The following is a 23,468-nucleotide window of genomic DNA, read 5'->3' as shown; positions in this document are numbered from 1 at the left end:
CCCGGCATCCGGTTAGCGGGCATCCAGCGCGGCCAGCTGGTCGAGGATCGACCGCACCGCCTCGACGTTGCGCACCCCCGCCTCACCGGCTGCGAACGGCACCGTGATGAACCTGCGCTCGGCCACCGCGCTCAGTTGCGCGGTCACCGGGTTGGCGGTGAGCATCTCGATCTTCGAAGCTGCGGTGTTCCAGCTGGCGTCCACCAGAACGATCACGTCGGGATTGGCGTCGATGATCGACTCCCAGCCGAGCGAGGCCCAGGTGTCCGCGACATTCGCCGCCACGTTCGTCAGACCAGCGGCCTCCAGCATCATCTGCGGGGCGCCGATGCCCGCCCCGACATACGGCGTGTCGGTGCCAGAGGAGTACCAGAGCGCGGTCAGGCCCGCGGTGGAGGGCGAGAGCGCCGCGAGCGCTTGCTGCTGCTCGGCCACCAGGTCGTCGGCCGCGGCTTCCGCACCGAACACGGTGCCGGCCTCGCGGATCTCGTCGAACACCAGGTCGAAGGTGAGCTTCCCCGGCTTGTATCCGGGCTCCTTGCAGGCGGACGGGGAGACATAGCTGCCCACCCCGAGCGACGCGAGCGCGTCGCGCTCACCCGCGGTGTCCGAGGTCAAGTTCGACTCCCAGCCGGCGTAGATGAAGTCGGGTTCGAGATCGAGCACCGCCTCCTGAGCAGGAGCGAAATCACTGATCACCGGGATGTCGGCCGCCTCGGCCGCCCACTGCTCAGGAACCGGCCCGTCGGGGAACGCGGTGCCGATGATCTGGTCTCCAAGGCCGAGGGCCAGCAGCATCTCGGTGGTCGTCGACTTGATGGTGAGGATGCGCTCCGGTGGGCGCTCGACGGTGACCTCAAAACCGCAGTTATCGATCGTCACCGGGGTGGGCGCGACCGACGAGGTGGACGGGCTCGACGCGGGAGCCGTCGCCGCGGAACAGCCAGACAGGGCCACCGCCCCGAGGGAGAGAGAAAGAACTGCGAGGGTACGACGGGACACGGAACTCCTTGGCTGGGAACGGCTGGGAACGGACAGTCCGCGGGCGCAACACACCGGCGAACTCGAACCAACTGCTTCAGCGAGAAGTCAGCGCACCGCGCCATACCGGGCGCGAGGGGTCGAGGTACGACATACGTTACTCGGTCCGCGCGCCATCCGTGTTGAACTCAGGGCTTGTAGAGCCGCGCCGCCACGTCTAGGTTTACGCCAACGTCATACGCCGAAATCAGCGAGAAATGTTTACGGCAGATGATGGCAGAGCAAACAACGAGGTTTGTTCTGAAACAAGGCACCCGGCACGGTGCAGCTGTTGCCGGGGTCATAGAGCGCGGAGGCAGCATGTCGGTTGTACGAGCAGCGATCACTCAGACCACCTGGACCGGCGACAAGGAGTCGATGATCCAGAAGCACGAGCAGTTCGCGCGTGACGCGGCCGCCCAGGGCGCCCAGGTTATCTGCTTCCAGGAGCTGTTCTACGGTCCGTACTTCGGCATCACCGAGGACCCCAAGTACTACGACTACGCCGAGCCGGCCGACGGGCCGATCGTGCAGCGCTTCGCGAAGCTGGCCAAGGAACTCAACATGGTCATGGTGCTGCCGATCTACGAGGAGGACCAGCCCGGGGTCTACTACAACACCGCGGTGGTGGTCGACTCCGACGGCAGCATCCTCGGCAAGTACCGCAAGCACCACATCCCCAACCTCGACAAGTTCTGGGAGAAGTTCTACTTCCGGCCGGGCAACCTCGGCTATCCGGTATTCAAGACCGCCGTCGGCCCGATCGGCGTCTACATCTGTTACGACCGCCACTTCCCCGAGGGATGGCGCGAACTCGGGCTGAACGGCGCGCAAATCGTGTTCAACCCGAACGCCACCAAACCCGGGCTCTCCAACCGGCTCTGGCAACTCGAACAGCCCGCCGCAGCGGCCGCGAACGGCTACTTCGTGGCGGCCCCGAACCGCGTCGGCACCGAGGACAACGAGTACGGCCCGCTCGCCGTCAACTTCTACGGTTCGAGCCAGTTCGTCGACCCGCAGGGCAACCTGGTCGGCGAATACGGCAGCGACAGCGAGGAGGAAGTGGTCATCCGCGACCTCGACTTGGACATGATCCGGCAGGTGCGCAACAACTGGCAGTTCTACCGCGACCGCCGCCCGGAGTCCTACACGTCCATCCCGAAGCCGTAGGGGAGACACCGTGAAGACCCTCATCAAGAACGGCACCGTCGTCAACGCCACCGGTACCGCATCCGCCGACGTCCTGGTCGACGGCGACAGGATCGCCGCTGTGCTCGCACCCGGCTCCACCCTGCTCGGCTTCGACGTCGAGAGCAACGTGGACACCGTCATCGACGCCGCCGGCAAGTACGTGATCCCGGGCGGCATCGACGCGCACACCCACATGCAGCTGCCGTTCGGCGGCACCGAGGCATCCGACACCTTCGAATCCGGCACCCGCGCCGCCGCGCACGGCGGCACCACCTCGATCATCGACTTCGCCGTGCAGACCTACGGTCAGCGCCTCGAGGACGGTCTCGCGGCCTGGCACGAGAAGGCGGCGGGCAACTGCGCGATCGACTACGGCTTCCATCAGATAGTCGGGGATGTCACCGCGGATTCGCTCGAGGCGCTGCGGCGCCTGCCCGACGAGGGCGTCACGAGCTTCAAGTTGTTCATGGCCTATCCGGGGGTGTTCTATTCGGATGACGCGCAGATCCTGAAGGCCATGCAGGTGTCGCGCGACACGGGCATGCTCACGATGATGCATGCCGAGAACGGTCCAGCGATCGACGTGCTCGCCCAGCAGCTCGTGGACCAGGGCAACACCGACCCCTATTACCACGGCATCGCCCGCGCCTGGGAGCTGGAGGAAGAGGCGACACACCGCGCCATCATGCTCGCGAAGGTCACCGGTGCGCCGCTGTACGTGGTGCACGTTTCGGCTAAGCAGGCGGTCGAGCAGCTGGCCTGGGCGCGAGGCAAGGGACAGAACGTCTTCGGCGAGACCTGCCCGCAGTACCTGTACCTGTCGCTCGAAGACCAGCTCGGTGCCTCGAGCGACGAATGGGGCAAGTTCGAGGGTGCCAAGTGGGTCTGCTCGACGCCGCTGCGCAGCCGCGCCGAAGGGCACCAGGACTCGCTGTGGCAGGCGCTGCGCACCAACGCGCTGCAGACGGTGTCGACCGACCACTGCCCGTTCTGCATGAAGGATCAGAAGGATCTCGGACGGAGCGACTTCCGGAAGATCCCGAACGGAATCGGCGGCATCGAGCACCGGATGGACCTGATGTACCAGGGGGTCGTCACCGGGGAGATCACCTTGGAACGCTGGGTAGAACTCACCAGCACCACACCGGCGCGCATGTTCGGCGTGTACGGCGAGAAGGGCGTCATCCAGCCGGGCGCGGACGCCGACCTCGTGGTCTACGACCCGAACGGGCACACCTCGATCGGGCTCGGCAAGACCCACCACATGAACATGGACTACTCGGCGTGGGAGGGCTACGAGATCGACGGACACGTCGACACCGTGCTCTCACGCGGCCGCGTCATCGTCGACGACAACCAGTACCTCGGCCGCAAGGGCGACGGTGAATTCGTCAAACGTGGCCTCAGTCAGTACCTGATCTAGGGGAGCGCCATGGACTTCGGAGTAGTACTACAGACCAACCCGCCCGCCTCCCGCACGGTGCACCTGGCGAAACTCGCCGAGCAGTTCGGGTTCACCCACGCCTGGACGTTCGACTCGCACCTGCTCTGGCAGGAGCCGTACGTGATCTACAGCCGCATCCTGGCCGAGACCACCCGGATCACGGTGGGACCCATGGTCACCAACCCGGCCACCCGCGACTGGACGGTCACCGCGTCGCTGTACGCCACCCTCAACGACATGTACGGCAACCGCACCATCTGCGGCATCGGCCGCGGAGACTCCGCGGTGCGGGTCACCGGCGGCGAGCCCACCACGCTGAAGACCCTGCGCGAATCGATCCACGTCATCAGGGAACTCGCAAACAGCAGACCGGTCGAGTACCACGGCTCGACCCTGCAGTTCCCGTGGAGCCGCGGCTCACAGCTGGATATCTGGGTGGCGGCGTACGGGCCGCTGGCGCTGAAACTGGCCGGGGAGGTGGGCGACGGCTTCATCCTGCAGCTGGCCGACCTCGACATCGCCAGTTGGATGATCAAGACGGTTCGGGATGCCGCGGACGCCGCGGGCCGCGACCCGATGTCGGTGAAATTCTGTGTGGCGGCCCCGTTCTACATCGGCGACGACCTGCCGCACATGCGCGACCAGACCCGCTGGTTCGGCGGAATGGTGGGCAACCACGTCGCCGACATCGTGGCGAAGTACGGCGAACATGGAGCCGTTCCGGACGCGCTGACCGACTACATCAAGGGCCGTCAGGACTACGACTACAACGAGCACGGGCAGGCCGGGAACGTGCATACCCAGTTCGTGCCAGACGAGATCGTCGACCGGTTCTGCGTGCTGGGCACCGCCGAGCAGCACATCGACAAGCTGAAGGCGCTGAAAGACATCGGCGTCGACCACTTCGCCGGGTACCTGCAGCATGACAATAAAGAGGAGACACTGCGGGTCTACGGCGAAACCGTGATCCCCACGCTCAGAGAACACATCGTGGCCAAGGTATGACAGACGTTCAACCGGCGCTCGCGCCCATTCCACCGGCACTCAGGCGGCGGAGATCGCCCAGGCGGCTGCTCGCCGCGTGGGGGTTCGGTGCGCTCGGCATCCTCACGCTCGTCGCGGTGTGGGAACTGTACAAGCTGCTCGGCCCGCCCGACGGGGTGGTGATCGGCGACACCCGAGTGCTGCCGCGCACCAGCGACCTCGCCATGCCACACGTCTGGGACATGCTGGCGCGGCTCGGCGAACCGGTGACCCGGTCGGCCGACGCACTACCCCTCTGGGTCGTGGTGGCCCAGGCCGCCCTGGTCACCCTCGGCATCGCCGCGGTCGGCTGGCTGGTGGCGGTGGCCGTCGGCATCGGGCTGGCGCTGGTGATGCAGCGCTGGCGGATCGCCGAGTGGGGACTGCTGCCCTGGATCGTGCTCAGCCAGACCATCCCGCTCATCGCGTTCGCGCCCGTGGTGCGCAGCTGGGGATCCAGGGTCGAGATCGGCGCGTTCGAATGGCAGGACTGGATGTCCGTCGCCCTGATCGCGTCATACCTGGCGTTCTTCCCGGTCGCCGTCGGCGCCTTGAAGGGCCTGCAGTCGCCGGATGCCATCCACGTCGACCTGATGCACAGCTACGCCACCGGCTGGTGGAGGACCCTCATCTGGCTGCGCTTCCCAGCCGCGGTGCCCTACCTGCTTCCCGCGCTCCGGCTGGCCGCCGCCAACGCGGTCATCGGCGCTGTGGTCGCCGAGGTCTCAACCGGGCTGCAGGGCGGCATCGGCCGCATCCTCATCCAGTACGCCGGGCAGGCCAGCGGCGACCCCGAAAAGGCATGGGGTCCGATCTTCGGATCGATCGTGCTCGGTCTCGTCGCCGCCGGTTCGATCGCCATCCTCGGCGCTGTACTCAAGGACTATCGACGAGTAGAGGTCAACACGTGACAACCGAAGCAGTCACTATCACCGGGGTCGACAAGACGTTCGAGACTCGGTCGGGGCAGGTGTCGGCGCTGCAGGAGATCAACCTGACCGTGGCCGCCGGCGAGTTCGTGTCACTGATCGGCCCATCCGGCTGCGGCAAGTCGACGCTGATGCGGCTGATTGCCGACCTGGACACACCGACGAGCGGCAGCGTGCAGGTGTTCGGCAAGAACGCCAGCCAGGCCAGGCGCGATCAGGACTACGGCATCGCGTTCCAGCAGGCGGGCCTGCTGCCGTGGCGCACCGTGGCCGGAAACATCGAGCTGCCGCTGACCTTGCACGGGGTCGGCGCCCGGCAGCGCAAGGAACGCGTGGCCGAATTGATTGAGCTCGTCGGGCTCTCCGACTTTGCCGACCGGTACCCCGACCAGCTCTCGGGCGGAATGCAGCAGCGCGTGGCGATCGCCCGCTCACTCGCCGAGAAGCCGAGCCTGCTGCTGATGGACGAGCCATTCGGCGCGCTCGACGAGATGACCAGGGAACGGATGCAGGCCGAACTCGTGCGTATCTGCGCCGAGACCAAGGCGGCGGTGGTGTTCGTCACCCACTCCATCCCGGAGGCGGCGTTTCTCTCCGACCGGGTTGTGGTGATGTCGCCACGGCCCGGGCGGATCCAGGAGATTATCCCGATGCGGCTGGGAGCAGCCCGCACCGAGGGCCTGCGCGAGGAGCAGGCCTTCTTCGACATGGTCACCGCGGTGCGCGAGGCGCTACATCAGGGATCGCCGGTGCAGACCGGCCCGCGCGGGGTGGAGACCCGCTGATGCGCACCCTCAGCCCCCGTGCCGAGAACACGACCAGGATCATCGCCCCGGTCGCGGCCGGCGCGCTGGTGCTCGGCATCTGGCAGCTGCTCGTGAGCGTCGGCGGTGTCGACGACTACCTGCTGCCGAGCCCGGCGTCGATCATCGACCAAATCGTCGAATTCTGGCCATCGATGCTGAGCGCCGCCGCAGTGACGGGGCTGAATGCGCTGCTCGGGCTGATCGTCGGGTCGGTGCTCGGTATCCTGTTCGCCCTGCTCGCCTCACTCACCCGGGTGATCGACTACATGAGCGCGCCGGTGGTCGCCGCGCTCGCCGTGATCCCGATCGTGGCGCTCGCGCCGGTACTGAACACGATGTTCGGCGCCGACTCGCAGACCGGCCGGCAGGTGATCGCCGGCCTCGCCTCGTTCGTGCCGGTGTTCATCAACACCCTGCGTGGCCTGCGGCAGACCCTGCCGGTGCACCGCGATCTGATGCGGTCATATGCCGCCAATCGGGCGCAGATCATGCGCACGGTCACCCTTCCGACGGCCACACCCTTCGTCTTCACCGGCATCCGCATCGCTTCCTCACTCGCGGTGATCTCGGCACTCGTCGCCGAGTACTTTGGCGGTCCGCGCGGCGGGCTCGGCGGCCTGATCTCGACCTCGGCGGCGTCCAGCGCGTACCCGCGCGCCTGGGCGTACGTGGTCGCCGGCATCGTGCTCGGACTCGCCTTCTACCTGATCACGCTCGCCCTCGAACGTCTCGTCATGAAGCGACGAGGCTGACCCGCCCTCCACCCACACACCACTGCTCCACCTCACATCACAGACAGGATGGACCATGAAACACAGCACACGTCGCATTGCGACACTCGGCGTCGCAGCTCTCACCGCGGCGCTCATCCTCTCGGCATGTTCGCCCACCGCAGACGAACCCACCACAGAGGGCACCAACGGCGAACTCACCGAGGTCAAGCTGCAGCTGCAGTGGCTGCCGCAGGGCCAGTTCGCCGGCTACTTCGCCGCTCAGGAGCAGGGCTTCTTCGAGGACGAGGGACTGGATGTCGAGATCATCCCGTCCGGCGGTGACATCGTGCCGCAGGACGCCCTCGCCAACGGCGACGTCGACTACGCCATCGCCTGGGTGCCCAAGGTGCTCGGATCGATCGAGGCCGGCGCGAACGTCACCAACATCGCGCAGATCTTCCAGAAGTCGGGAACCCTGCAGGTCTCCTGGGCTGACTCCGGTATCGAGTCCGTGGCGGACTTCGAGGGCAGGAAGATCGGCTCCTGGGGCTTCGGCAACGAGTGGGAGATCTTCGCGGCAATGGCCGCGGAAGGGCTCGACGCCACGACCGTGGAGATCATCACCCAGGACTTCAACATGAATGCCTTCCTGCAGGGCGACATCGACGCCGCGCAGGCGATGACCTACAACGAATACGCCCAGCTGCTGGAGACACCGAACCCCGACACCGGAGAGCTGTATCAGCCGGAGGACTTCAACGTGATCAGCTACCAGGACACCGTCGGCGCGATGCTGCAGGACGCCATCTGGGCCGACACCGAGCGGCTGGACAGCGACCAGGAGTACCAGGACACCACGGTGGCCTTCCTGAAGGCCGTGATCAAGGGCTGGGCCTACGCGGCAGAGAACCCGCAGGAAGCGGCCGACATCACTATCGCGGCCGGATCCGGCTGGGGACCGAGCCACGAACTGTGGATGGTTAATGAGACCAACAAGCTCATCTGGCCGTCACCGGACGGCATCGGCGTGATCGATCAGGCGGCGTGGGATGCCACGGTCGCTGCGGCGCTCAGCGCGGTGAACGAGACCGGCGCCAGCCTGATCACCGAGGAGCCGCCCGCCACCGCCTACACGAACGACTACATCCAGCAGGCCCTGGACGCGCTCGAGGGAGAGGACATCGACCTGACCGGGGAGAACTTCAGCCCCATCGAGGTCACCCTCGAAGAGGGCGGCAACTAACCGCACCAACTAACCGAATCACGCATAGGCCCCCGGGAAGACCGTATGGTGTTCCCGGGGGCACCGGCGCCCCCGCGGGGGTACCCGGATTGGCTGCACGACTGGAGTGTTCATGACCGATTTCGACTTCTCGACCGTGAGCCGCGCGGATGGCGAACGCGCGTTCGACCTCGACCGCTCGCACGTGTTCCATTCCTGGTCGGCGCAGGGCGCGTTGAACCCCATGGTCATCGCCGGGGGCAAGGGCTCCGTGGTCTGGGACTTCGACGGCAAGGAGTACCTCGACTTCTCCAGCCAGCTCGTCAACACGAACATCGGCCACCAGCATCCGGCGGTCATCGACGCCATCAAGCGGCAAGCCGACGTGCTGGCAACCGTCGCGCCGGCCCATGCCAACCGCACGCGCGGAGAGGCCGCCAGTCGCATCCTCGACAAGCTCGGCGGCAACTTCAGCAAGATCTTCTTCACCAACGGCGGGGCGGACGCCAACGAGAACGCGATGCGGATGGCGCGGATCGCCACCGGCCGCGACAAGGTGCTCAGCATGTACCGCAGCTACCACGGCAACACCGGCGCGGCGATCGTGGCCACCGGCGACTGGCGGCGGGTGCCCAACGAGTACGCGCGCGGCCACGTGCACTTCTTCGGCCCGTTCCCGTACCGGTCGGAGTTCTGGTCGGTCTCGCCCGCGCAAGAGACCGAGCGCGCCCTGCACCACCTGGAACGGGTGATCCAGGCGGAGGGCGCGGACTCGATCGCGGCGCTGCTCATCGAGACCATCCCCGGCACCGCCGGCGTGATCGTTCCGCCGCCGGGATACCTGCCGGGGGTTCGGGCGCTCGCCGACAAGTACGGCATCGTGCTGATCCTCGACGAGGTGATGGTGGGCTTCGGCCGAACCGGGGAGTGGTTCGCGTTCCACGCGTTCGATGTGGTGCCCGACCTGGTCACCTTCGCGAAGGGCGTCAACTCCGGCTACGTGCCGGCCGGTGGCGTGGCGATCTCGCCGGCAATCGCGGACGTATTCACCAACCAGGTTTTCCCCGGCGGACTCACCTATTCGGGACATCCGCTCGCCATGGCCTCGATCGTCGGGGCGATCGACGCGATGCAGGACGAGAGCATCATCGAGAACGCCCGGATGATCGGCGAGGAGCATCTGGGGCCGGGGCTTGCCGCGCTGATGGACGCGCATTCGCTGATCGGTGACGTTCGCGGCAGCGGGGTGTTCTGGGCGCTTGACCTGGTCGACGACCTCGACACGCGGGTACCGGTGTCCGGCGCGGTGATCGGTTCGCTGAAGAAGGAACTGCTCTCGCGCGGGCTGCTGCCGTTCACCGCGGACAACCGCATCCACGTCGTTCCGCCCTGCGTGGTCACCGCCAACGAGGTGGCCAGAGCGCTCGACATCTACGACCAGGCGTTCACAACCGTGGAGAACTCACTGATCCGGTAGAATAGAGCGCTATGCCTGCGTTCAAGAACACTCCTTACACCTTGGCGGTGCACGACATCATGCACCGTCCGGGGCTGTTGCGTGAGCACCACATTTCCATTCCCGCGCCGGAGCAGCTCGGCGACGGAATCGTGTCGGTGAAAGAGGGCACAAATGTCGAGCTTGAGGTGCGCCTGGAGGGCCTGCACGACGGCATCCTGGTCTCCACAGAGGTCGATACGGTGGCCACCGGACAGTGCGTGCGCTGCCTGATTGACATCGAACTGCCTGTCCAAGTCGAATTCCAAGAGCTTTTCGCGTATTCTTTCGACGAAGCTTTTGACTACACGGTTCACGATGACCACGTGGATCTTGAACCGGTAGTCAGGGATGCGGTAGTGCTGTCACTGCCGTTCCAGCCGGTCTGCCGGCCGGACTGCCCAGGACTCGACCCGGCAACGGGGGAGCGCCTGGCTGATGATCCGGACAGGAAACCCCGCGAGGTGCTCGACCCGAGATGGTCTGCGCTCCAAGGCTTTCAGGCAGCCGCATCCGAAGACGAAGGCGCTGGAAACAGCGCCGATAGAGAGAAGAGATAAGTAATGGCCGTTCCGAAGCGGAAGCAGTCACGCTCCAACACCCACTCGCGCCGGTCGCAGTGGAAGGCCACGCCGGTGCAGCTGGTGAAGACCATCGAAAACGGCAAGGTCACCTACAGCCTCCCGCACCGCGCCAAGGTCGTTGAGGACTCCGCAGGCACCGCCCTGTACATGGAGTACAAGGGCCGCAAGGTCGCTGACGTCTAATCCGACGTCACCTCACACCATCGAGAAATCGGCCCGTGCTCGTGTCCTCGTCTTCTGATGACGGCCCGAGTCGGGCCGATTTGTCCGCGTCGCTGCAGCTGCAGATCGACCCAGCTCTGCTCGAAACCGCGCTGACCCATCGTTCGTTCGCGTACGAGAACGGTGGCGTGACGCACAACGAGCGCCTGGAGTTTCTTGGCGACTCGATTCTCGGCCAAGCGGTCACGGTGATGCTGTACCGCGAGAACCCGACGCTTGATGAGGGAGACCTGGCCAAACGCCGGGCCAGCCTCGTCTCCAGTGTCGCCCTCGCCGAGGTCGCCAGGTCGATCAACCTCGGCCGGCACATCCGGTTGGGGCGCGGCGAGGAACTCACCGGAGGCCGTGACAAGTCGTCGATCCTGGCCGACACCGTCGAGGCGCTCATCGGAGCCGCCTACCTCGACCGCGGACCGGATGAGGCCACGGCTCTCGTGCTGCGGCTGATCAGGCCGCTTCTGGCGACCCCCGACCGCTTCGGCGCCGCCATGGACCCGAAAACCAGCCTGCAGGAGCTGGCGGCGCGGCTCGGCCGCGGGATTCCGATCTACCGGGTGACGAACACCGGACCGGACCACTCCAAGGTCTTCCACGCCGAGGTGCTGCTCGGAGACGATGCCATCGCCGGCGGCGACGGCACCAGCAAGAAGCAGGCAGAGATGGCCGCGGCGCTTGACGCGTGGACCCGCCTGCAGCAGACCGTCACGGGCTGAGACGTGCCAGAACTTCCCGAGGTGGAGGTGGTGCGCGCCGGGCTCGCGCCCGCGGTGACGGATGCCGCGATCCACGCGGTCACGGTGTATGACGAGCGCTCCCTGCGCCGTCACCGCGGCCCGAGCGAGGACTTCATCGACCGGCTGCGGGAGCGCAGCATCCTCGGCGCGGTGCGTCGCGGCAAGTTCCTGTGGCTGCCGCTCGCGCCGGTTTCGCCGGTTGAGGAGGGAGCGCCCGCGAGCGTCTCGAAACCCGCCGTCGAAGCCCTCGTCCTCCACCTCGGCATGAGCGGCCAAGTGCTGCTTCGCGACCGCGACCAGCCCGACGACCGGCTCACCCGCATCCGTCTGGACATCGAGCATCCCGCCCACGGCCCGCTCCGCCTGAACTTCGTCGACCAGCGGATCTTCGGATCGATGGCGATCGACAGTCTGCTGCCGACGCCGGACGGAGCGGCCGGCGGCCTCGGCGCCGACTCCGCGACGGTACCGAGTGCCGTTGCCCACATCGCCCGCGACCCACTGGACCCGGCCTTCGACGACGCGAGGTTCTTCGCCGCGCTGAAGCGCCGCAACACCAGCATCAAGCGGGCCATGCTCGACCAGACCCTTGTCAGCGGCATCGGCAACATCTACGCCGATGAGGCGCTGTGGGCGGCCCGTATCCACTACGACCAGCCCACGTCGAGCCTCAGCCGACCGCGCGCCGCGCTGCTGCTGGCCGAGGTGCGGATGGTGCTGACCAAGGCCCTCGCCGAGGGCGGAACCAGCTTCGACGCGCAGTACGTGAACGTGAACGGGGCATCCGGCTACTTCTCGCACTCGCTGAACGCCTACGGGCAGCAGGGCAACCCGTGCCCGCGCTGCGGCAGGCCGATCCGGCGCGAGCAGTTCATGAACCGCGGCTCGCACTTCTGCGCGTTCTGCCAACGTGTGCGCTGAGCAGCGCGGCGGGTGACCGCACCTGCCGGACATTGTCGGTGAACCCTGTGTTTTCGGCCGAGAGCGCCCGCCGCGGCACGCGCACGCGGCCGGAAACACAGCGTTCGCGTTGCTCCTGGTCCACTGGTGCAAGGTCGTTTTGCGAGCAAAATTCGGAGGAACGTGGCAGGATCAATAGGTTGACTTTGTTCGCCCTTTCGGAAAGCTCAAGGCATGCCAAAACCGCTCTTCATCACCCTCCTGATCGCGCTTCCGATCCTCCTCAGTAGCCTGACGCAGAACGGCTGGGTCGTGCTTCTCACTGTAGGGTTGGTTCTTCTCGCCAACCCGATCGTTCGCACGATCCGTAAGAATCGCTATTTTGGTTCCGAGCACTTCCAGAACCTGAAAGCACAGATCACTTCGGTCGTCTCCGAGCACAACGAAGTGGTCAACTACGTCGCCGAGATTCGCTCTCAGGGCTCCTTCGAACTTGGCGCGTCCGCCACAGGTCAGCACGCGCACCTCGCTACGTTCGAGAACACGTCAGCATGGAATAACCGTCGCGACCGCAACGTCGCGCAGTACGCGCCGCACGTTCACAATGCTTCTCTGCAGGTCATTCGTAACGCGAGTCAGGAGCCGATTAAGTACTTGATGAAGTACTTCGGTATCAAGGCCGACCAGGCGACCCTTTCCGACGTGCAGCGCGTCGCGAACGACATCGCGCGGCTCGAAGAGGCGGTTGGCAACGTTAAGGGTCGCGAGGGTGAGATCGCCGCAAAGATCAACCCTCCGGCGTTCATCATGAAGCACTACCCCACGGAATTCTGGGATCAGGTGGGCGTGCACCTGTCACCCATTGCGGTGCCTTATCCGCAGTACAAGTTCCAGTACACCTCTGCGGGTGGAAACACTGGCCAGGAGACAAGAATTCAACTCAACACCCCGACGCTGGAGTCGCTGTCGGCGACTCTGGTTGAGAAGATTCGCTGGACGAAGTCTGCTGCTGGCCAGCGCGCGTTGATGACGGCGCGTCTGCGCGGCCAGATCAAGGAGCGCGATCGCCACACCTGCCTGCAGTGCGGTGTCTCGCTGGCCGCTGAGCCTCATCTGCTGCTCGAGGTCGACCACATGATGCCTGTTTCAAAGGGCGGCCTTAGCGTCCCCGAGAACTTGCAGACCCTCTGCTGGAGGTGCAATCGCACCAAGGGTGCGAAGATCGTCGCGTAACCGCACAGAGCGGAGACCCGGAGCCATTGGCTCCGGGTCTCCGCGTTTAGATCAACGTGAACGCAATCGGCCGGCGGGGGATACTTCTCGCACTCGCTGAACACCTAGGGCAACAGGGCAAACCGTGTCCGCGCTGCCGCAGGCCGATCGGGCGCGAGCAGTTTATGAACCGCGGCTCCCACTTCCTCCCCTTCTGCCAGCGACTGCGCTGAGCATCGGGGCGGATGCATCGCAGCCCGCCGGACGTTGATCGATGAACGCGCCGTTTCTGGCCGAGAGCACCCGCCGCGGCAAGCTCGGTCGTCCGGAAACACAGCGTTCGCGTGGCGTGTGGCATGCGGCGCCGCCGGGCGGGGCACGCTCGGCCGGAATCGCCGCACCCGCCGTGCCAGAATCGACGGGTGAGAGGCGTCGTGTTCGTGCTGCTGGCTGCGGTCTGTTTCGGCACGACCGGTACCGCGCAAGCGCTCGGCCCCGACGCCTCCGCGACATCCCTCGGCGCCGTCCGCATCGTAATCGGGGGAGGGGCGCTCGCCCTCGTCGCCTGGCTGTCCATGCGCGGTCGCCAGAAGCGTCGCCCGAAGGCTCACCGTCTGACTCCCCGGCGTCGCGGACCGGCGTGGCTGGTTGTCGTGGCCGGTGCCGCGGGCATCGTCGCCTATCAGCCGGCATTCTTCTTCGGCACCGCCGAAAACGGCGTGGCGATCGGCACCGTGGTCGCGCTCGGCTCAGCGCCGGTGATCACCGGCGCCCTCGACTGGGTACTGAACCGCCGCTATCCCGGCACGCCATGGCTGATTGCCACCGCGATCGCAGCGGTCGGGGTGGCGCTGCTCGGCGGGGTTTTCGAGGCCGGGGCATCCGGAATCAGTCCTGCCGGACTCGCCGGCTCGATCGGCGCCGGCGCCTCCTACGCCGTGTATACCCTCGCGGCGAAGGCGCTGCTCCAGCGCGGCTGGGGCGCGGATGCCTCGATGGGCGCCGTCTTCGGCGGTGCGGCGCTGGCCAGCCTGCCGATTCTGCTGCTGTCCGATCTCGCCTGGCTGGTCACGCCTGAGGGCCTGGCGATGGCTCTGTGGCTCGGCCTGATCACGACGACGCTCGGCTATGTGCTGTTCGGGCGGGGTCTCTCGACCCTGTCGGCGCCCACAGTCTCGACCCTCACTCTCGCCGAGCCGCTCACGGCGAGCCTGCTCGCTCTGCTCGTTCTCAACGAGCAGCTCAGCGCGAGCGGGGTGGCCGGTTTCATCGTGCTGGCCGCGGCGCTTGTCGTGCTGAGTGCCGCGGCGGTTCGGCGGCCGGCTGGCCGGGTCGTCTCGTCGCTGGCCGCAGAGCGCGACGGCGCCCGCTAACCGCCCGACTCACCTCATTCGGTCTCGGACGTGCTCACTGTCAGGAGATCAGCGGTAGCCCGCGGTGTCGGCGGGCTTCCCGGCATCCTGTACCTCCACGATGTACCGCCAGGCGTCGGGGCGGGAGCCGTCCAGATCTGTGAAGCCGTACTCCGTGGCAAGTGCGCCGCTGGACAATGACTGGCCATTCCAGCGGGCGTGCTCGGGGTCAGCGGCGAGCGCTGCGACGGCCCGTCCGACGAAGCGGGGCGTCTCGGAGATTGCAAAGTGCGGCACCTGCTCGATCGCGTCGCGCCAGTTCCGCTCCGTGACGCCATAGACATCGAGCATGATCTCCGACCGCATCCAGCCCGGTGTGAGTGACACCGCCGTCGCGCGGTGCGGCTCCAGGTCTTTCGCATGCGCCCACGCCATGCGGTTCACGGCAACCTTCGCAAGGTCATAAAAGGGCGAGTTCCGGTAGTGCTGGGCGTTGTACTCCGCCGTCCCATCGGTGACTTCAACGAGCAGGCCGCCAGGCCGTTCGATGAGCAGCGGCAGGGCGTAGTGCGCCGTGATGAGGTGGGTGTCGATCGCGAGACGCAGGAGGCGCAGGCCATTGTCCAGGTCGTGTTCCCAGACGGGTTTATCCCATTCGAAGAGCAGTTCGCCACCCCAGATGTCGTTGACGAGCACGTCGAGGCGCCCCTGCTCAACACGGATGCGGTCGACCAGAGCGCCGACCTGGTCGGGGACGAGATGGTCGACGGGCACGGCAATGCCGATGCCACCCGCACGGGTGACCAGTTCAGCGGTCTCCTCGATGGTTTCGGGACGCCCGTACTCGGATGCGCGTTCCCGGGTGGTGCGCCCCGTCACATAAACCGTGGCTCCCGCCGCACCGAGCTCGACGGCGATTCCGCGCCCTGCACCACGGGTGGCTCCCGCCACCAACGCGACCTTGCCCTGCAGGCTCATGTCCGACTCCCATGCCGACTCAAAACGTGTGGTCGGTTCGGCTTCTTTCACCTCCATGTTTACATAACCCCGGGTCGTGAATGTCGCGGATCGCGCTAGGCCTCGGTCGGCAGCTGGCTCACCGCAGGGCGAGCGAAGCGGCTCCGCGACCCACCTGCAATCGGGTGAGAGTTGTGCCTACTGGAATCTGATGGGGTTGTCCGGCCGTCAGCCGTCAGCAGCCTCAGAAAGGCAGGGCCGCGTAAGCCTCGGTCAACCACGGCATCGCCAGCGACACCGTCGGAATGAGCAGCACAGCGGCGGCACCGGCGTACATCGCTGCGGCGAGGCGCCGCCGGGGTGGACCAGCATCGGCGACAGGCGGGCGGAGGCGACCGATGCGGGCAACAGCCTCGGCGTCATCCGTCGTTGTCATTGCCGTGATCGCGCCGACGAGAACCTGCCGGCCGTGCTGGCGGGCGGCACTGTCATCGGCCAGCATCTCAAGCAGCTGGTGCACCGATTCGAGCGCGATCTGGCTACGCACCCACCGCGGGAACGCCGCGTGCAGCGCGGTGAACGCCTCGATCACGAGGTCATGCCGACTGCGTAGGTGCGCGCGCTCGTGCGCCACGACGGCGTCGACCTGCTTGGCGGTCAGCAGCTCGGTGGTGCCGGTCGAGATCACCACGCGAGCACGGCGGCCGGGAACGCAATAGGCCACAGGGTGAGCGCCGTCCAGGATGCGCAGATCCAGGTTCTGGTTCGCGACGTCATGCGAGATCAGGTCGACCAGGTCGCGGTGCCGCTGCCGGCGCCGGCGCGTGCTGATCGCCAGCCGGCCGAGCGAGACGAACAGTCGCAGCACGATGGTGCCGGCCATCAGCGCGGCGATCGTCGCTGCGGCGATCAGGTCGGGGCCGAACTCCAACTGGTCCTGGGCGGCCTGCAGCCGCACGACCTCTTCGGGCAGCGCGAGCACGCTGCCGATGCCCGCCAGCACGGCGGCGACCGCGATGGCCTGCCAGAGCACGACGGCCGCGCGCGGCGCGCGAGCCGTCCAGCGCGCCCGGCCGAGCGCATCCGGAACCGGCCCTGCCAGCAGCAGGGCGAGTGCGGCGAGCCAGACGCCGGTCACAGTGCGCGGTCTGCGCTCGTCTGCAGGGCTTCCTGGATCGCCTCGGCCTCGCGCTTGCCGACCTTGCCGACGAAGTACTGCAGGGCGGCAAGACGCGCGCCGGGATCGCTGACCTCGCCGAGGGCGTCGAGCATCAACTCTGCCGCCATTTCTTCGCGGCTGCTCGCGGCGGAGTAGAGGTAGGCGCGGCCGCTGCGCTCCTGCCGGACGACGCCCTTGCGCGCCAGGCGATCGAGCACCGTCATCACCGTGGTGTAAGCCAGCGTGCGGTTCTCGGCGAGGCGTTCATGCACCTCGCGCACGGTCAGCGGGGCTTCAGATGCCCACAGCTGGCGCATGACGTCGTTTTCGAGTTCGCCCAGTCCCATACGCGCCATTCTACGTCATCCGACGTACTACACGTCTAAGTACTACATGTGGTAGTAATTACTACGTAACGTCGTAGACCGACTGGAGACCCCGTGGAACTGGATGTCACTGACCTGTCACGACTGCAATTCGCAGTCGTGACGATCTACCACTACTTCTTTGTGCCGCTGTCGATCAGCCTGGCCTCGATCACCGCGGTGATGCAGACCGTGTGGCTGCGCACCGGCAAGGAGCAGTACAAGGCGCTCACCCTGTTCCTCGGCAAGGTGCTGCTGGTCACCTTCGCCGTCGGCGTCGTCACCGGCCTCGTGCAGGAGTTCCAGTTCGGCTTGGCGTGGAGCGACTTCGCCCGCTTCTACGGCGACGTGTTCGGCCCCACGCTCGCCATGGAGGGCATGCTTGCGTTCTTCCTGGAGGCGACCTTCCTCGGTCTCTGGTACTTCGGTTGGAACCGGATGCCGGCCAAGGTGCACCTCGCCACGATCTGGGTCGTCGCGATCGGCACCATCCTGTCGGCGTTCATCATCCTGGCCGCGAACTCGTTCATGCAGAGCCCGGTCGCCTACACGGTCAACGAAGAGACCGGCCGCGCCGAACTGAGCAACTTCTTCGACCTGATGACCAACGAGGTCAACCTGGCCGCGTTCCCGCACACCGCCGCGGGAGCCGCGATGGCCGGCGGCGCGCTCGTGCTCGCCTTCGGCATGTGGCGCGCGTGGGGCAAGAAGCAGGTGACGGATGTCGCGGAGCGCGCCGCCTGGCGCACCCTCGCCCGCGTCGGAGCCTGGGTGACCCTGGCCGGAGGCGCCGCCGTCGCGCTGACCGGCGACATCCTCGGCAAGGTCATCACCAAGGTGCAGCCGATGAAGATGGCCGCCGCGGAGGGGCTCTACGAGACCCAGACCGGTGCCCCGTTCTCGATCTTCGCCCTGTCGACCCACGTCGACGAGGAGCCGTTCTTCTCCCTCGACATCCCGTACATGCTGTCGATCCTCGCCGTCGGCGACCCGAACGCGCCGGTACAGGGTCTCAACGACCTGCAGGCGCAGTACACCGAGCTGTACGGTCCCGGCGACTACATGCCGCTGATTCCGATGGCGTACTGGACCTTCCGGCTGATGATCGGGGTCGGCATGCTCGCCGCGCTGCTCGCGGTCATCATCCTCTGGTTCACCCGCAAGGGCGGACACCTGGACCGCTCCAACTGGATGCACCGCATTCTCATGGTCACCGTGCCGGTGCTGCCGGTGCTGCCGCTCGCCGCCAACAGCTTCGGCTGGATCTTCTCGGAGACCGCCCGGCAGCCGTGGCTGGTGTTCGGACTGTTCAAGACCGAGGACGGCGTCTCGCCGGGGCTGACCGCCCCCGAGGTGCTGCTGTCGATCGGCGGCTTCACCGTGGTCTACGGCATCCTCGCGGTGATCTGGATCCGCCTGGTGCTGCACCTCGGCCGGCAGCCGCTGTCGCTGGAACTCGGCGGCGTCCGCGGCGCAGACGACGACTCCGACAGCGCTGCCGACAGCGGTACCGCTGTGGGCACCGACACGGACGCAGGCGTCCCCGACTCACGGCGCCAGAGCGCGCCCTCGTTCTGACGGAAGGCACTGCCATGGATCTCACAATCATTTGGATCGCGCTCACGATCGTCTGCTGGGTGCTGTTCTTCGTGCTCGAGGGCTTCGACTTCGGTGTCGGCATGCTCTCTCCGCTGCTCGGTCGCGACGAGCACCAGCGGTCGGCCGCGATCCGCACCATCGGGCCGCTCTGGGACGGCAATGAGGTGTGGCTGGTCGCCGCGATCGGCGTGACCTTCGCGGCGTTCCCCGACTGGTACGCCGCGCTGCTGTCTGGGCTGTACCTCCCGATCGTGCTCGTGCTGCTCGCCCTGGCCGCCCGCGGCGTGGCCATCGAGTTCCGCATCAAGAACGAGAGCGCCAGCTGGCGTCGCCGCGCGGATGTCGCGCTGGCCGCGTCATCCGCCGTCGCCGCCCTCGGCTTCGGCGCCGTCATCGGCGTCATGGTCGGCGGGCTCGCGATCAACGACGGAGGCGAGGTCATGGCCGGCGCGAATGCGCTCACCCGCACCATCGCGCCGCTGATGACGCCCGGGGCCATCATCGGTGCCCTGGCAAGCCTGGTCAGCTCCCTCGCGCTCGGTGCCACGTTCCTGGCGCTGCGCACCACCGGTCCGGTGCGGGAGCGGGCCACCAAGCTCGCCGCCCCGCTGCTCGCCGTGCTCGCCGTCGCCGCGCTGGCCGCAGCGATTGCGCTGATGGTTGCCGGGCTGGTGCTGCAGGCCGCGCTGCTCGCTGTCGTGGCGCTGCTGCTCGCCGCGGGGTGGGGCATCGTCCGGCGCGGCCGTGAGGCCCTCGGCTTCACCCTCGCCAGCGCCGCCACCGCGCTGACCGTGGTGACCGCGCTCGCCGCGCAACTGCCGGTCGTGTTGCCGTCCACGCTGAACGACGCCTTCTCGATCACCATGCAGAGCGCGGCCGCCAGCGACTACGCCCTTCAGGTGATCAGCATCGGCGCGCTCTGCATCCTGCCCGGCGTGCTGCTCTACCAGGGCTGGTCGTACTGGGTGTTCCGCAAGCGGGTGGCCAGCGAGCGCGTCGCGTCGTGAGCGCGCCGCTGCGGGGTCCGGTCGACCAGCGTCTCCTCCGTCACGCGCGGGGCGCCCGGCTCGACATCGGGGTGATCGGCGCCACCGAGGTGCTCGGTGCCCTGGCCAGCATCGTGCTGTTGCTCGCGGTGTCGATGTTCGTCGCCGCCGTGGTCGAGCAGCCGGGCACGGTGCCGACCGGACCGCTCACCGTGATCGCCGTGAGCCTCGCGCTGCAGGCGCTGTTCAGCTGGATCAAGAGCGTCGCCACCGAACGGGCCACCACCCGGGTTGTCGCCGGAGTGCGCAGCGAACTGCTCGAGGCCGCCTCCCGGCGCGGACCCGCCTGGCTTGCCGGCTGGGTCGGCACCGCGGGCGCGGGCGGCGCGAGCGGGTTCGCGGCGCTGCTCGGCACCGGGCTGGCCGCGCTGCGGCCGTGGTTCACCGCGTACCTGCCGTCGCTCGTCGCGGCTGCCGTGCTGCCGGGCGCGGTGCTGCTGGTACTCGCCGTCGTCGACATCCGCTCGGCCATCACCATCGCGCTGACCCTGCCGCTGGTGCCCATCTTCGCCATCCTCGTCGGCTGGGCCACCCAGAAGCGGGCGAACCAGCAGTGGGAATCCGGTCAGGCGCTGGCCGGGCACTTCCTCGACGTGGTGCAGGGCCTCCCGACGCTGCGGCTGTTCGGCCGCGCCGGCCGTCAGGGCCGCTCGGTCGCGGCGGTCACCGAGCGGTACCGCGGCTCCACCATGCGGGTGCTCGTGCTCGCCTTCCTGTCGTCCACCGCACTCGAACTGGTCGCCACCATCTCGGTGGGACTCGTCGCCGTGAACGCCGGCCTGCGCCTGGCCGCCGGCGACATGGAGCTGTTCCCCGCCCTCGCCGCGATCCTGCTCGCCCCCGAGGCCTATCGTCCGCTGCGCGAGGTCGGCGCGCGCTTCCACGACAGCGCCGACGCCAGCGCCATCGCCGACCGCATCGACGACATCAGCACGGTCGAAACCAGTGGTTTCGTAAGCGCTGCCGGAATCAGTACTACGGATGCCGGCCGCATCACCGTCTCCGTCAACGGAGCGGATGCCGCCGCCCCGGTCCGCGAGCGCGACACCGGCGTCTCAGCGCGCGGGTTGGTCGTGCGCTACCCGGGTCGCGGTCGCCCGGCTCTCTCGCTGCGCGCCCTCACCGTGTTCCCCGGCGAGTTCGTCGCCGTCACCGGCCCCTCCGGCGCCGGCAAGACCACGCTGCTGCGGGTGCTCGCCGGCGTGCAGGAGCCCACCGAGGGGCGGGCCACCGCACCGCACGCGCTCTACCTGCCGCAGCATCCGCGATTCCCGCACGCGCGCACCGTGGCCGAGGCGCTCGCTGACACCGGCGTGGACGCCAAGACCCACGCTGCCGCCGAGACTCGCGCGGGCGTCGAGACCCGCGCTGCCGTCGAGCAGCGGATGCTGCTTGCACTCGACACGGTCGGACTCGCGTCGGAGCTGCCGGACGGCCTTGCCACCGCGCTCGGCGAGGCCGCGCAGGGACTCTCCGCCGGCCAACGGCAGCGGCTCGCCCTGGCTCGCATCCTGCTCGACGCCGATCAGGCTCCTGCTCTGCTGCTGCTCGACGAACCGACAGCTCACCTGGACCCTGCCTCCGAGGCGCGGGTGATTGACCGGCTGACCGCTCTCGTCGCACGCGGGACCACGGTGATTGCCGTTGCGCACCGTCCGGCCCTGATCGACGCCGCGGACCGTACTATTGCGGTCGTGCCGGCGCCCGCCGAATCCGGCGCGGCACCCATACTGCGCGCCACCGAAGCGCCCGTCGCGCCAGGACCGCTCGCGAGTGTGCGCGCCCGGTGGGATCGGCTGTCCGGCGGCACCCGGCTGGTCAGTGCCGCGGTGCTCGGCGCTGCCGCATTCCTCACCGGCACGACCCTCACCGCAGCGGCCGCCTGGATGATCGTGCGCGCCTACGATCAGCCGCCGGTGCTCACCCTGTCTGTGGCGGTGGTGATCGTGCGGGCAACCGCGATCCTGAAGCCGCTGCTGCGCTACTTCGAGCGTCTCGCCTCGCACGATTTGGCGCTTGGCCGGCTGTCGCGCTGGCGGGCCGAGCTCGTCGATGCCCTCGCCATCCGGCTGCCCGGTGCCCTCTCCGCGCGTCGCGGTGACCTGCTCACCCGCCTGGTGACCGACGTCGACACACGGCTGGACGGCACCCTGCGCGGCGGGCTGCCGCTGGCGGGCAGCCTGCTCGCGGTGCTCGTCGCTGCCGTCGCCGCGATCAGCGTGCTTCCGTCGCTGCTGCTGCCGGTTGTGGTCGGCCTTGTGGTCGCCGTCGTTCTCGCGCCGTTGGTCGCGGTCGTCGTCGATCGGGCCAGCCACCGCAGCCTCGACCCGTTGCGTGACACCCTGGCCGACGCGCTGGTCGAATCGACCGACGGGCTCGAAGAGCTTGCCGTGCGCGGCGCGGTGCGCGACATCCCGGAGCGGCGGTCGCGGCAGCTGGCCCGCGCCGAGCTTCGGTCGGCCTGGTTCGGCGGCGTCGGCGAGGCGATTGCCCGGGCCGGTATCGCCATCACCGTGATCGGAGCCATCGGGGTTGCCGGTGCCGCGTTCGCGCAGGGGCAGATCAGTCCGGAACTTTTCGGCATCCTCGCCCTCGCCTCGCTCACCCTCGCCGAACCGCTGCTCGCCGTGGTGCCCGCGGTGCTCGCCATCCGCAGGGGACGCGCCGCCACCGCCCGCCTGGCCGCCGCCGTCGCGGTGCCCCCGGCAGCGAGCGAGCCCGCGCCTGCGTCAGCACCGAGCGCCGCACTTTCGCACGAACGCCGCGGCGAAAACCCCTGCGCTCGCGCGAAACCGCGGCGCTCACCCGAGTTGCGGTTCGAGCAAGTCACCGCGGGCTGGGGCGACACGCGAGCCCTCAACGGCCTCGATTTCACGCTGCGGCCGGGGGAGCAGGTCGCGATCCTCGGCGCCTCGGGCAGCGGCAAGTCCACCCTGGCCGCGGTGGCACTCCGGCTGCTCGATCCGGCGGCGGGCACGGTCACCCTCAACGGCACGCCGGCGTCAACGCTCGCCGGTGACGACGTGCGCACCCGGATCACCGCCCTCGGTGAGTACGATCACGTGTTCGCGAGCACCCTGCGCGAGAACCTGCTGTTCGCTGCTCCGGATACGGCCGACCACGAGCTCACCAGGGCGCTCGGCCGGGCCGGCCTCGGCGAGTGGCTCGCCGAACTGCCCGCCGGGCTCGACACCTGGCTGGACTCGGGCGGGCTCACTCTGTCCGGCGGGGAACGGCGCCGGCTGGCCCTCGCCCGCGCGCTACTGCGGGATGCCGACATCCTGATCCTCGACGAACCCACCGAGAGTCTGGACGGTCCCACTGCACTGGCGCTGATGGCCGACGTGCTGGGTGAGGCGAGGGAGTCTGGCCGCTCCGTGCTGTTGGTCACTCACCGCACCGAGGGACTCGACCGGGTCGACCGGGTGCTGCGACTGCAGGATGGCCGGCTCAGCGTGGCGGCGCTCGACGCGGCGACCGTCTGACGCCGCGCAC

The 23,468-nt window shown here is 67.8% G+C and carries 21 protein-coding genes and 2 pseudogenes; 19 read left to right on the top strand and 4 right to left on the bottom strand.

The window, feature by feature from the left end; all coding sequences use genetic code 11:
• Nucleotides 1–12: 12 nt before the first annotated feature.
• On the bottom strand, nt 13–1,002 hold the full coding sequence (locus HCT51_RS10575) for a putative F420-0 ABC transporter substrate-binding protein (protein WP_166873756.1): 990 nt from the start codon (nt 1,000–1,002) through the stop codon (nt 13–15).
• 339 nt (nt 1,003–1,341) lie between these two features.
• Here HCT51_RS10575 and HCT51_RS10570 point away from each other — a divergent pair, with 339 nt between their 5' ends.
• From HCT51_RS10570 to HCT51_RS10500, 14 genes are all read left to right on the top strand, one after another.
• On the top strand, nt 1,342–2,190 hold the full coding sequence (locus HCT51_RS10570; protein ID WP_166873753.1) for a nitrilase-related carbon-nitrogen hydrolase: 849 nt from the start codon (nt 1,342–1,344) through the stop codon (nt 2,188–2,190).
• A 10-nt stretch (nt 2,191–2,200) separates the two neighbouring features.
• Entirely contained in the window at nt 2,201–3,634 is a 1,434-nt protein-coding gene (gene hydA / locus HCT51_RS10565; protein ID WP_166873749.1) for a dihydropyrimidinase, read from the top strand.
• 9 nt (nt 3,635–3,643) lie between these two features.
• Nucleotides 3,644–4,660 (top strand): TIGR03842 family LLM class F420-dependent oxidoreductase, encoded by a 1,017-nt coding sequence (locus HCT51_RS10560; RefSeq protein ID WP_166873745.1) that lies wholly within the window; start codon nt 3,644–3,646, stop codon nt 4,658–4,660.
• The gene (locus tag HCT51_RS10555; protein WP_166873742.1) at nt 4,657–5,589 is read left to right on the top strand and encodes an ABC transporter permease; all 933 of its coding nucleotides are present in this window, start codon (nt 4,657–4,659) and stop codon (nt 5,587–5,589) included. Before HCT51_RS10560 ends, HCT51_RS10555 begins: the two co-directional genes overlap by 4 nt.
• Nucleotides 5,586–6,392 (top strand): ABC transporter ATP-binding protein, encoded by an 807-nt coding sequence (locus HCT51_RS10550; RefSeq protein WP_224760445.1) that lies wholly within the window; start codon nt 5,586–5,588, stop codon nt 6,390–6,392. Before HCT51_RS10555 ends, HCT51_RS10550 begins: the two co-directional genes overlap by 4 nt.
• Nucleotides 6,392–7,165 carry an ABC transporter permease gene (locus HCT51_RS10545; RefSeq protein WP_166873736.1) on the top strand — a complete coding sequence of 258 codons (774 nt, stop codon included), beginning with the start codon at nt 6,392–6,394 and terminating at the stop codon, nt 7,163–7,165. The genes HCT51_RS10550 and HCT51_RS10545 overlap by 1 nt, the downstream gene beginning before the upstream one ends.
• Nucleotides 7,166–7,220: 55 nt before the next feature.
• On the top strand, nt 7,221–8,369 hold the full coding sequence (locus tag HCT51_RS10540; RefSeq protein WP_166873733.1) for an ABC transporter substrate-binding protein: 1,149 nt from the start codon (nt 7,221–7,223) through the stop codon (nt 8,367–8,369).
• 112 nt (nt 8,370–8,481) lie between these two features.
• Nucleotides 8,482–9,825 (top strand): aspartate aminotransferase family protein, encoded by a 1,344-nt coding sequence (locus HCT51_RS10535; RefSeq protein WP_166873730.1) that lies wholly within the window; start codon nt 8,482–8,484, stop codon nt 9,823–9,825.
• An 11-nt stretch (nt 9,826–9,836) separates the two neighbouring features.
• Nucleotides 9,837–10,403 (top strand): YceD family protein, encoded by a 567-nt coding sequence (locus HCT51_RS10530; protein WP_166873727.1) that lies wholly within the window; start codon nt 9,837–9,839, stop codon nt 10,401–10,403.
• A 3-nt stretch (nt 10,404–10,406) separates the two neighbouring features.
• Nucleotides 10,407–10,610, top strand: a complete 204-nt coding sequence (gene rpmF, locus HCT51_RS10525) for a 50S ribosomal protein L32 (RefSeq protein WP_166873726.1) — start codon at nt 10,407–10,409, stop codon at nt 10,608–10,610.
• A gap of 80 nt (nt 10,611–10,690) precedes the next feature.
• A complete protein-coding gene (gene rnc, locus HCT51_RS10520; RefSeq protein ID WP_224760772.1) occupies nt 10,691–11,362 on the top strand; it encodes a ribonuclease III in 672 nt (223 codons plus the stop codon).
• Nucleotides 11,363–11,365: 3 nt separating this feature from the next.
• Nucleotides 11,366–12,304: a bifunctional DNA-formamidopyrimidine glycosylase/DNA-(apurinic or apyrimidinic site) lyase gene (mutM, locus tag HCT51_RS10515; protein WP_166873724.1), complete on the top strand. Its 939-nt coding sequence runs from the start codon at nt 11,366–11,368 to the stop codon at nt 12,302–12,304.
• 213 nt (nt 12,305–12,517) lie between these two features.
• On the top strand, nt 12,518–13,516 hold the full coding sequence (locus tag HCT51_RS10510) for an HNH endonuclease (RefSeq protein ID WP_166873722.1): 999 nt from the start codon (nt 12,518–12,520) through the stop codon (nt 13,514–13,516).
• A 401-nt stretch (nt 13,517–13,917) separates the two neighbouring features.
• Complete coding sequence (locus HCT51_RS10500; protein ID WP_166873720.1) at nt 13,918–14,868, top strand: DMT family transporter; 951 nt, start codon at nt 13,918–13,920, stop codon at nt 14,866–14,868.
• A gap of 48 nt (nt 14,869–14,916) precedes the next feature.
• Here the strand turns inward: HCT51_RS10500 and HCT51_RS10495 are convergent, their stop codons facing one another.
• The 3 genes from HCT51_RS10495 to HCT51_RS10485 all read right to left on the bottom strand — a co-directional run bounded on the left by HCT51_RS10495 (nt 14,917) and on the right by HCT51_RS10485 (nt 17,310).
• Complete coding sequence (locus tag HCT51_RS10495) at nt 14,917–15,825, bottom strand: SDR family oxidoreductase (protein ID WP_166873718.1); 909 nt, start codon at nt 15,823–15,825, stop codon at nt 14,917–14,919.
• A 223-nt stretch (nt 15,826–16,048) separates the two neighbouring features.
• Nucleotides 16,049–16,942, bottom strand: coding sequence for a M56 family metallopeptidase (locus HCT51_RS10490; RefSeq protein ID WP_166873715.1), 894 nt, complete (start codon nt 16,940–16,942; stop codon nt 16,049–16,051).
• Entirely contained in the window at nt 16,939–17,310 is a 372-nt protein-coding gene (locus HCT51_RS10485) for a BlaI/MecI/CopY family transcriptional regulator (RefSeq protein ID WP_224760444.1), read from the bottom strand. The genes HCT51_RS10490 and HCT51_RS10485 overlap by 4 nt, the downstream gene beginning before the upstream one ends.
• A gap of 93 nt (nt 17,311–17,403) precedes the next feature.
• On the opposite strand from HCT51_RS10485, the gene HCT51_RS10480 reads away from it, so the two are divergent.
• The 5 genes and pseudogenes from HCT51_RS10480 (at nt 17,404) to cydC (ending at nt 23,458) form a co-directional block, all read left to right on the top strand.
• A complete protein-coding gene (locus HCT51_RS10480) occupies nt 17,404–18,906 on the top strand; it encodes a cytochrome ubiquinol oxidase subunit I (protein WP_224760443.1) in 1,503 nt (500 codons plus the stop codon).
• 14 nt (nt 18,907–18,920) lie between these two features.
• Nucleotides 18,921–19,934, top strand: coding sequence for a cytochrome d ubiquinol oxidase subunit II (gene cydB, locus HCT51_RS10475; RefSeq protein ID WP_166873711.1), 1,014 nt, complete (start codon nt 18,921–18,923; stop codon nt 19,932–19,934).
• Nucleotides 19,931–20,767 (top strand): annotated as a pseudogene (locus HCT51_RS19080) (ABC transporter transmembrane domain-containing protein); the annotation flags it as partial. The gene cydB and the pseudogene HCT51_RS19080, both read left to right, overlap by 4 nt.
• Nucleotides 20,768–21,046: 279 nt before the next feature.
• Nucleotides 21,047–21,631: pseudogene (locus HCT51_RS19075) on the top strand (ATP-binding cassette domain-containing protein); the annotation flags it as partial.
• A complete protein-coding gene (cydC, locus tag HCT51_RS19070) occupies nt 21,608–23,458 on the top strand; it encodes a thiol reductant ABC exporter subunit CydC (protein ID WP_473964521.1) in 1,851 nt (616 codons plus the stop codon). The pseudogene HCT51_RS19075 and the gene cydC, both read left to right, overlap by 24 nt.
• Nucleotides 23,459–23,468 lie beyond the last annotated feature (10 nt).

Source organism: Salinibacterium sp. ZJ450 (genome assembly GCF_011751885.2).
Classification (GTDB): Bacteria; Actinomycetota; Actinomycetes; order Actinomycetales; family Microbacteriaceae; genus Ruicaihuangia.
The sequence above is the reverse complement of the archived record's forward strand: the minus strand, read 5'-3'. Positions and strand labels throughout refer to the sequence as shown.

What these genes read in the sequence shown, in the direction of transcription:
- HCT51_RS10545 (WP_166873736.1), top strand. Translation starts at nt 6,392, where the DNA reads ATGCGCACCCTCAGCCCCCGTGCCGAGAACACGACCAGGATCATCGCC.
- HCT51_RS10555 (WP_166873742.1), top strand. Translation starts at nt 4,657, where the DNA reads ATGACAGACGTTCAACCGGCGCTCGCGCCCATTCCACCGGCACTCAGG.
- HCT51_RS10535 (WP_166873730.1), top strand. Translation starts at nt 8,482, where the DNA reads ATGACCGATTTCGACTTCTCGACCGTGAGCCGCGCGGATGGCGAACGC.
- HCT51_RS10495 (WP_166873718.1), bottom strand. Translation starts at nt 15,825, where the DNA reads ATGAGCCTGCAGGGCAAGGTCGCGTTGGTGGCGGGAGCCACCCGTGGT.
- HCT51_RS10570 (WP_166873753.1), top strand. Translation starts at nt 1,342, where the DNA reads ATGTCGGTTGTACGAGCAGCGATCACTCAGACCACCTGGACCGGCGAC.
- HCT51_RS10560 (WP_166873745.1), top strand. Translation starts at nt 3,644, where the DNA reads ATGGACTTCGGAGTAGTACTACAGACCAACCCGCCCGCCTCCCGCACG.
- HCT51_RS10540 (WP_166873733.1), top strand. Translation starts at nt 7,221, where the DNA reads ATGAAACACAGCACACGTCGCATTGCGACACTCGGCGTCGCAGCTCTC.
- rpmF (WP_166873726.1), top strand. Translation starts at nt 10,407, where the DNA reads ATGGCCGTTCCGAAGCGGAAGCAGTCACGCTCCAACACCCACTCGCGC.
- HCT51_RS10485 (WP_224760444.1), bottom strand. Translation starts at nt 17,310, where the DNA reads ATGGGACTGGGCGAACTCGAAAACGACGTCATGCGCCAGCTGTGGGCA.
- HCT51_RS10530 (WP_166873727.1), top strand. Translation starts at nt 9,837, where the DNA reads ATGCCTGCGTTCAAGAACACTCCTTACACCTTGGCGGTGCACGACATC.
- cydB (WP_166873711.1), top strand. Translation starts at nt 18,921, where the DNA reads ATGGATCTCACAATCATTTGGATCGCGCTCACGATCGTCTGCTGGGTG.
- HCT51_RS10510 (WP_166873722.1), top strand. Translation starts at nt 12,518, where the DNA reads ATGCCAAAACCGCTCTTCATCACCCTCCTGATCGCGCTTCCGATCCTC.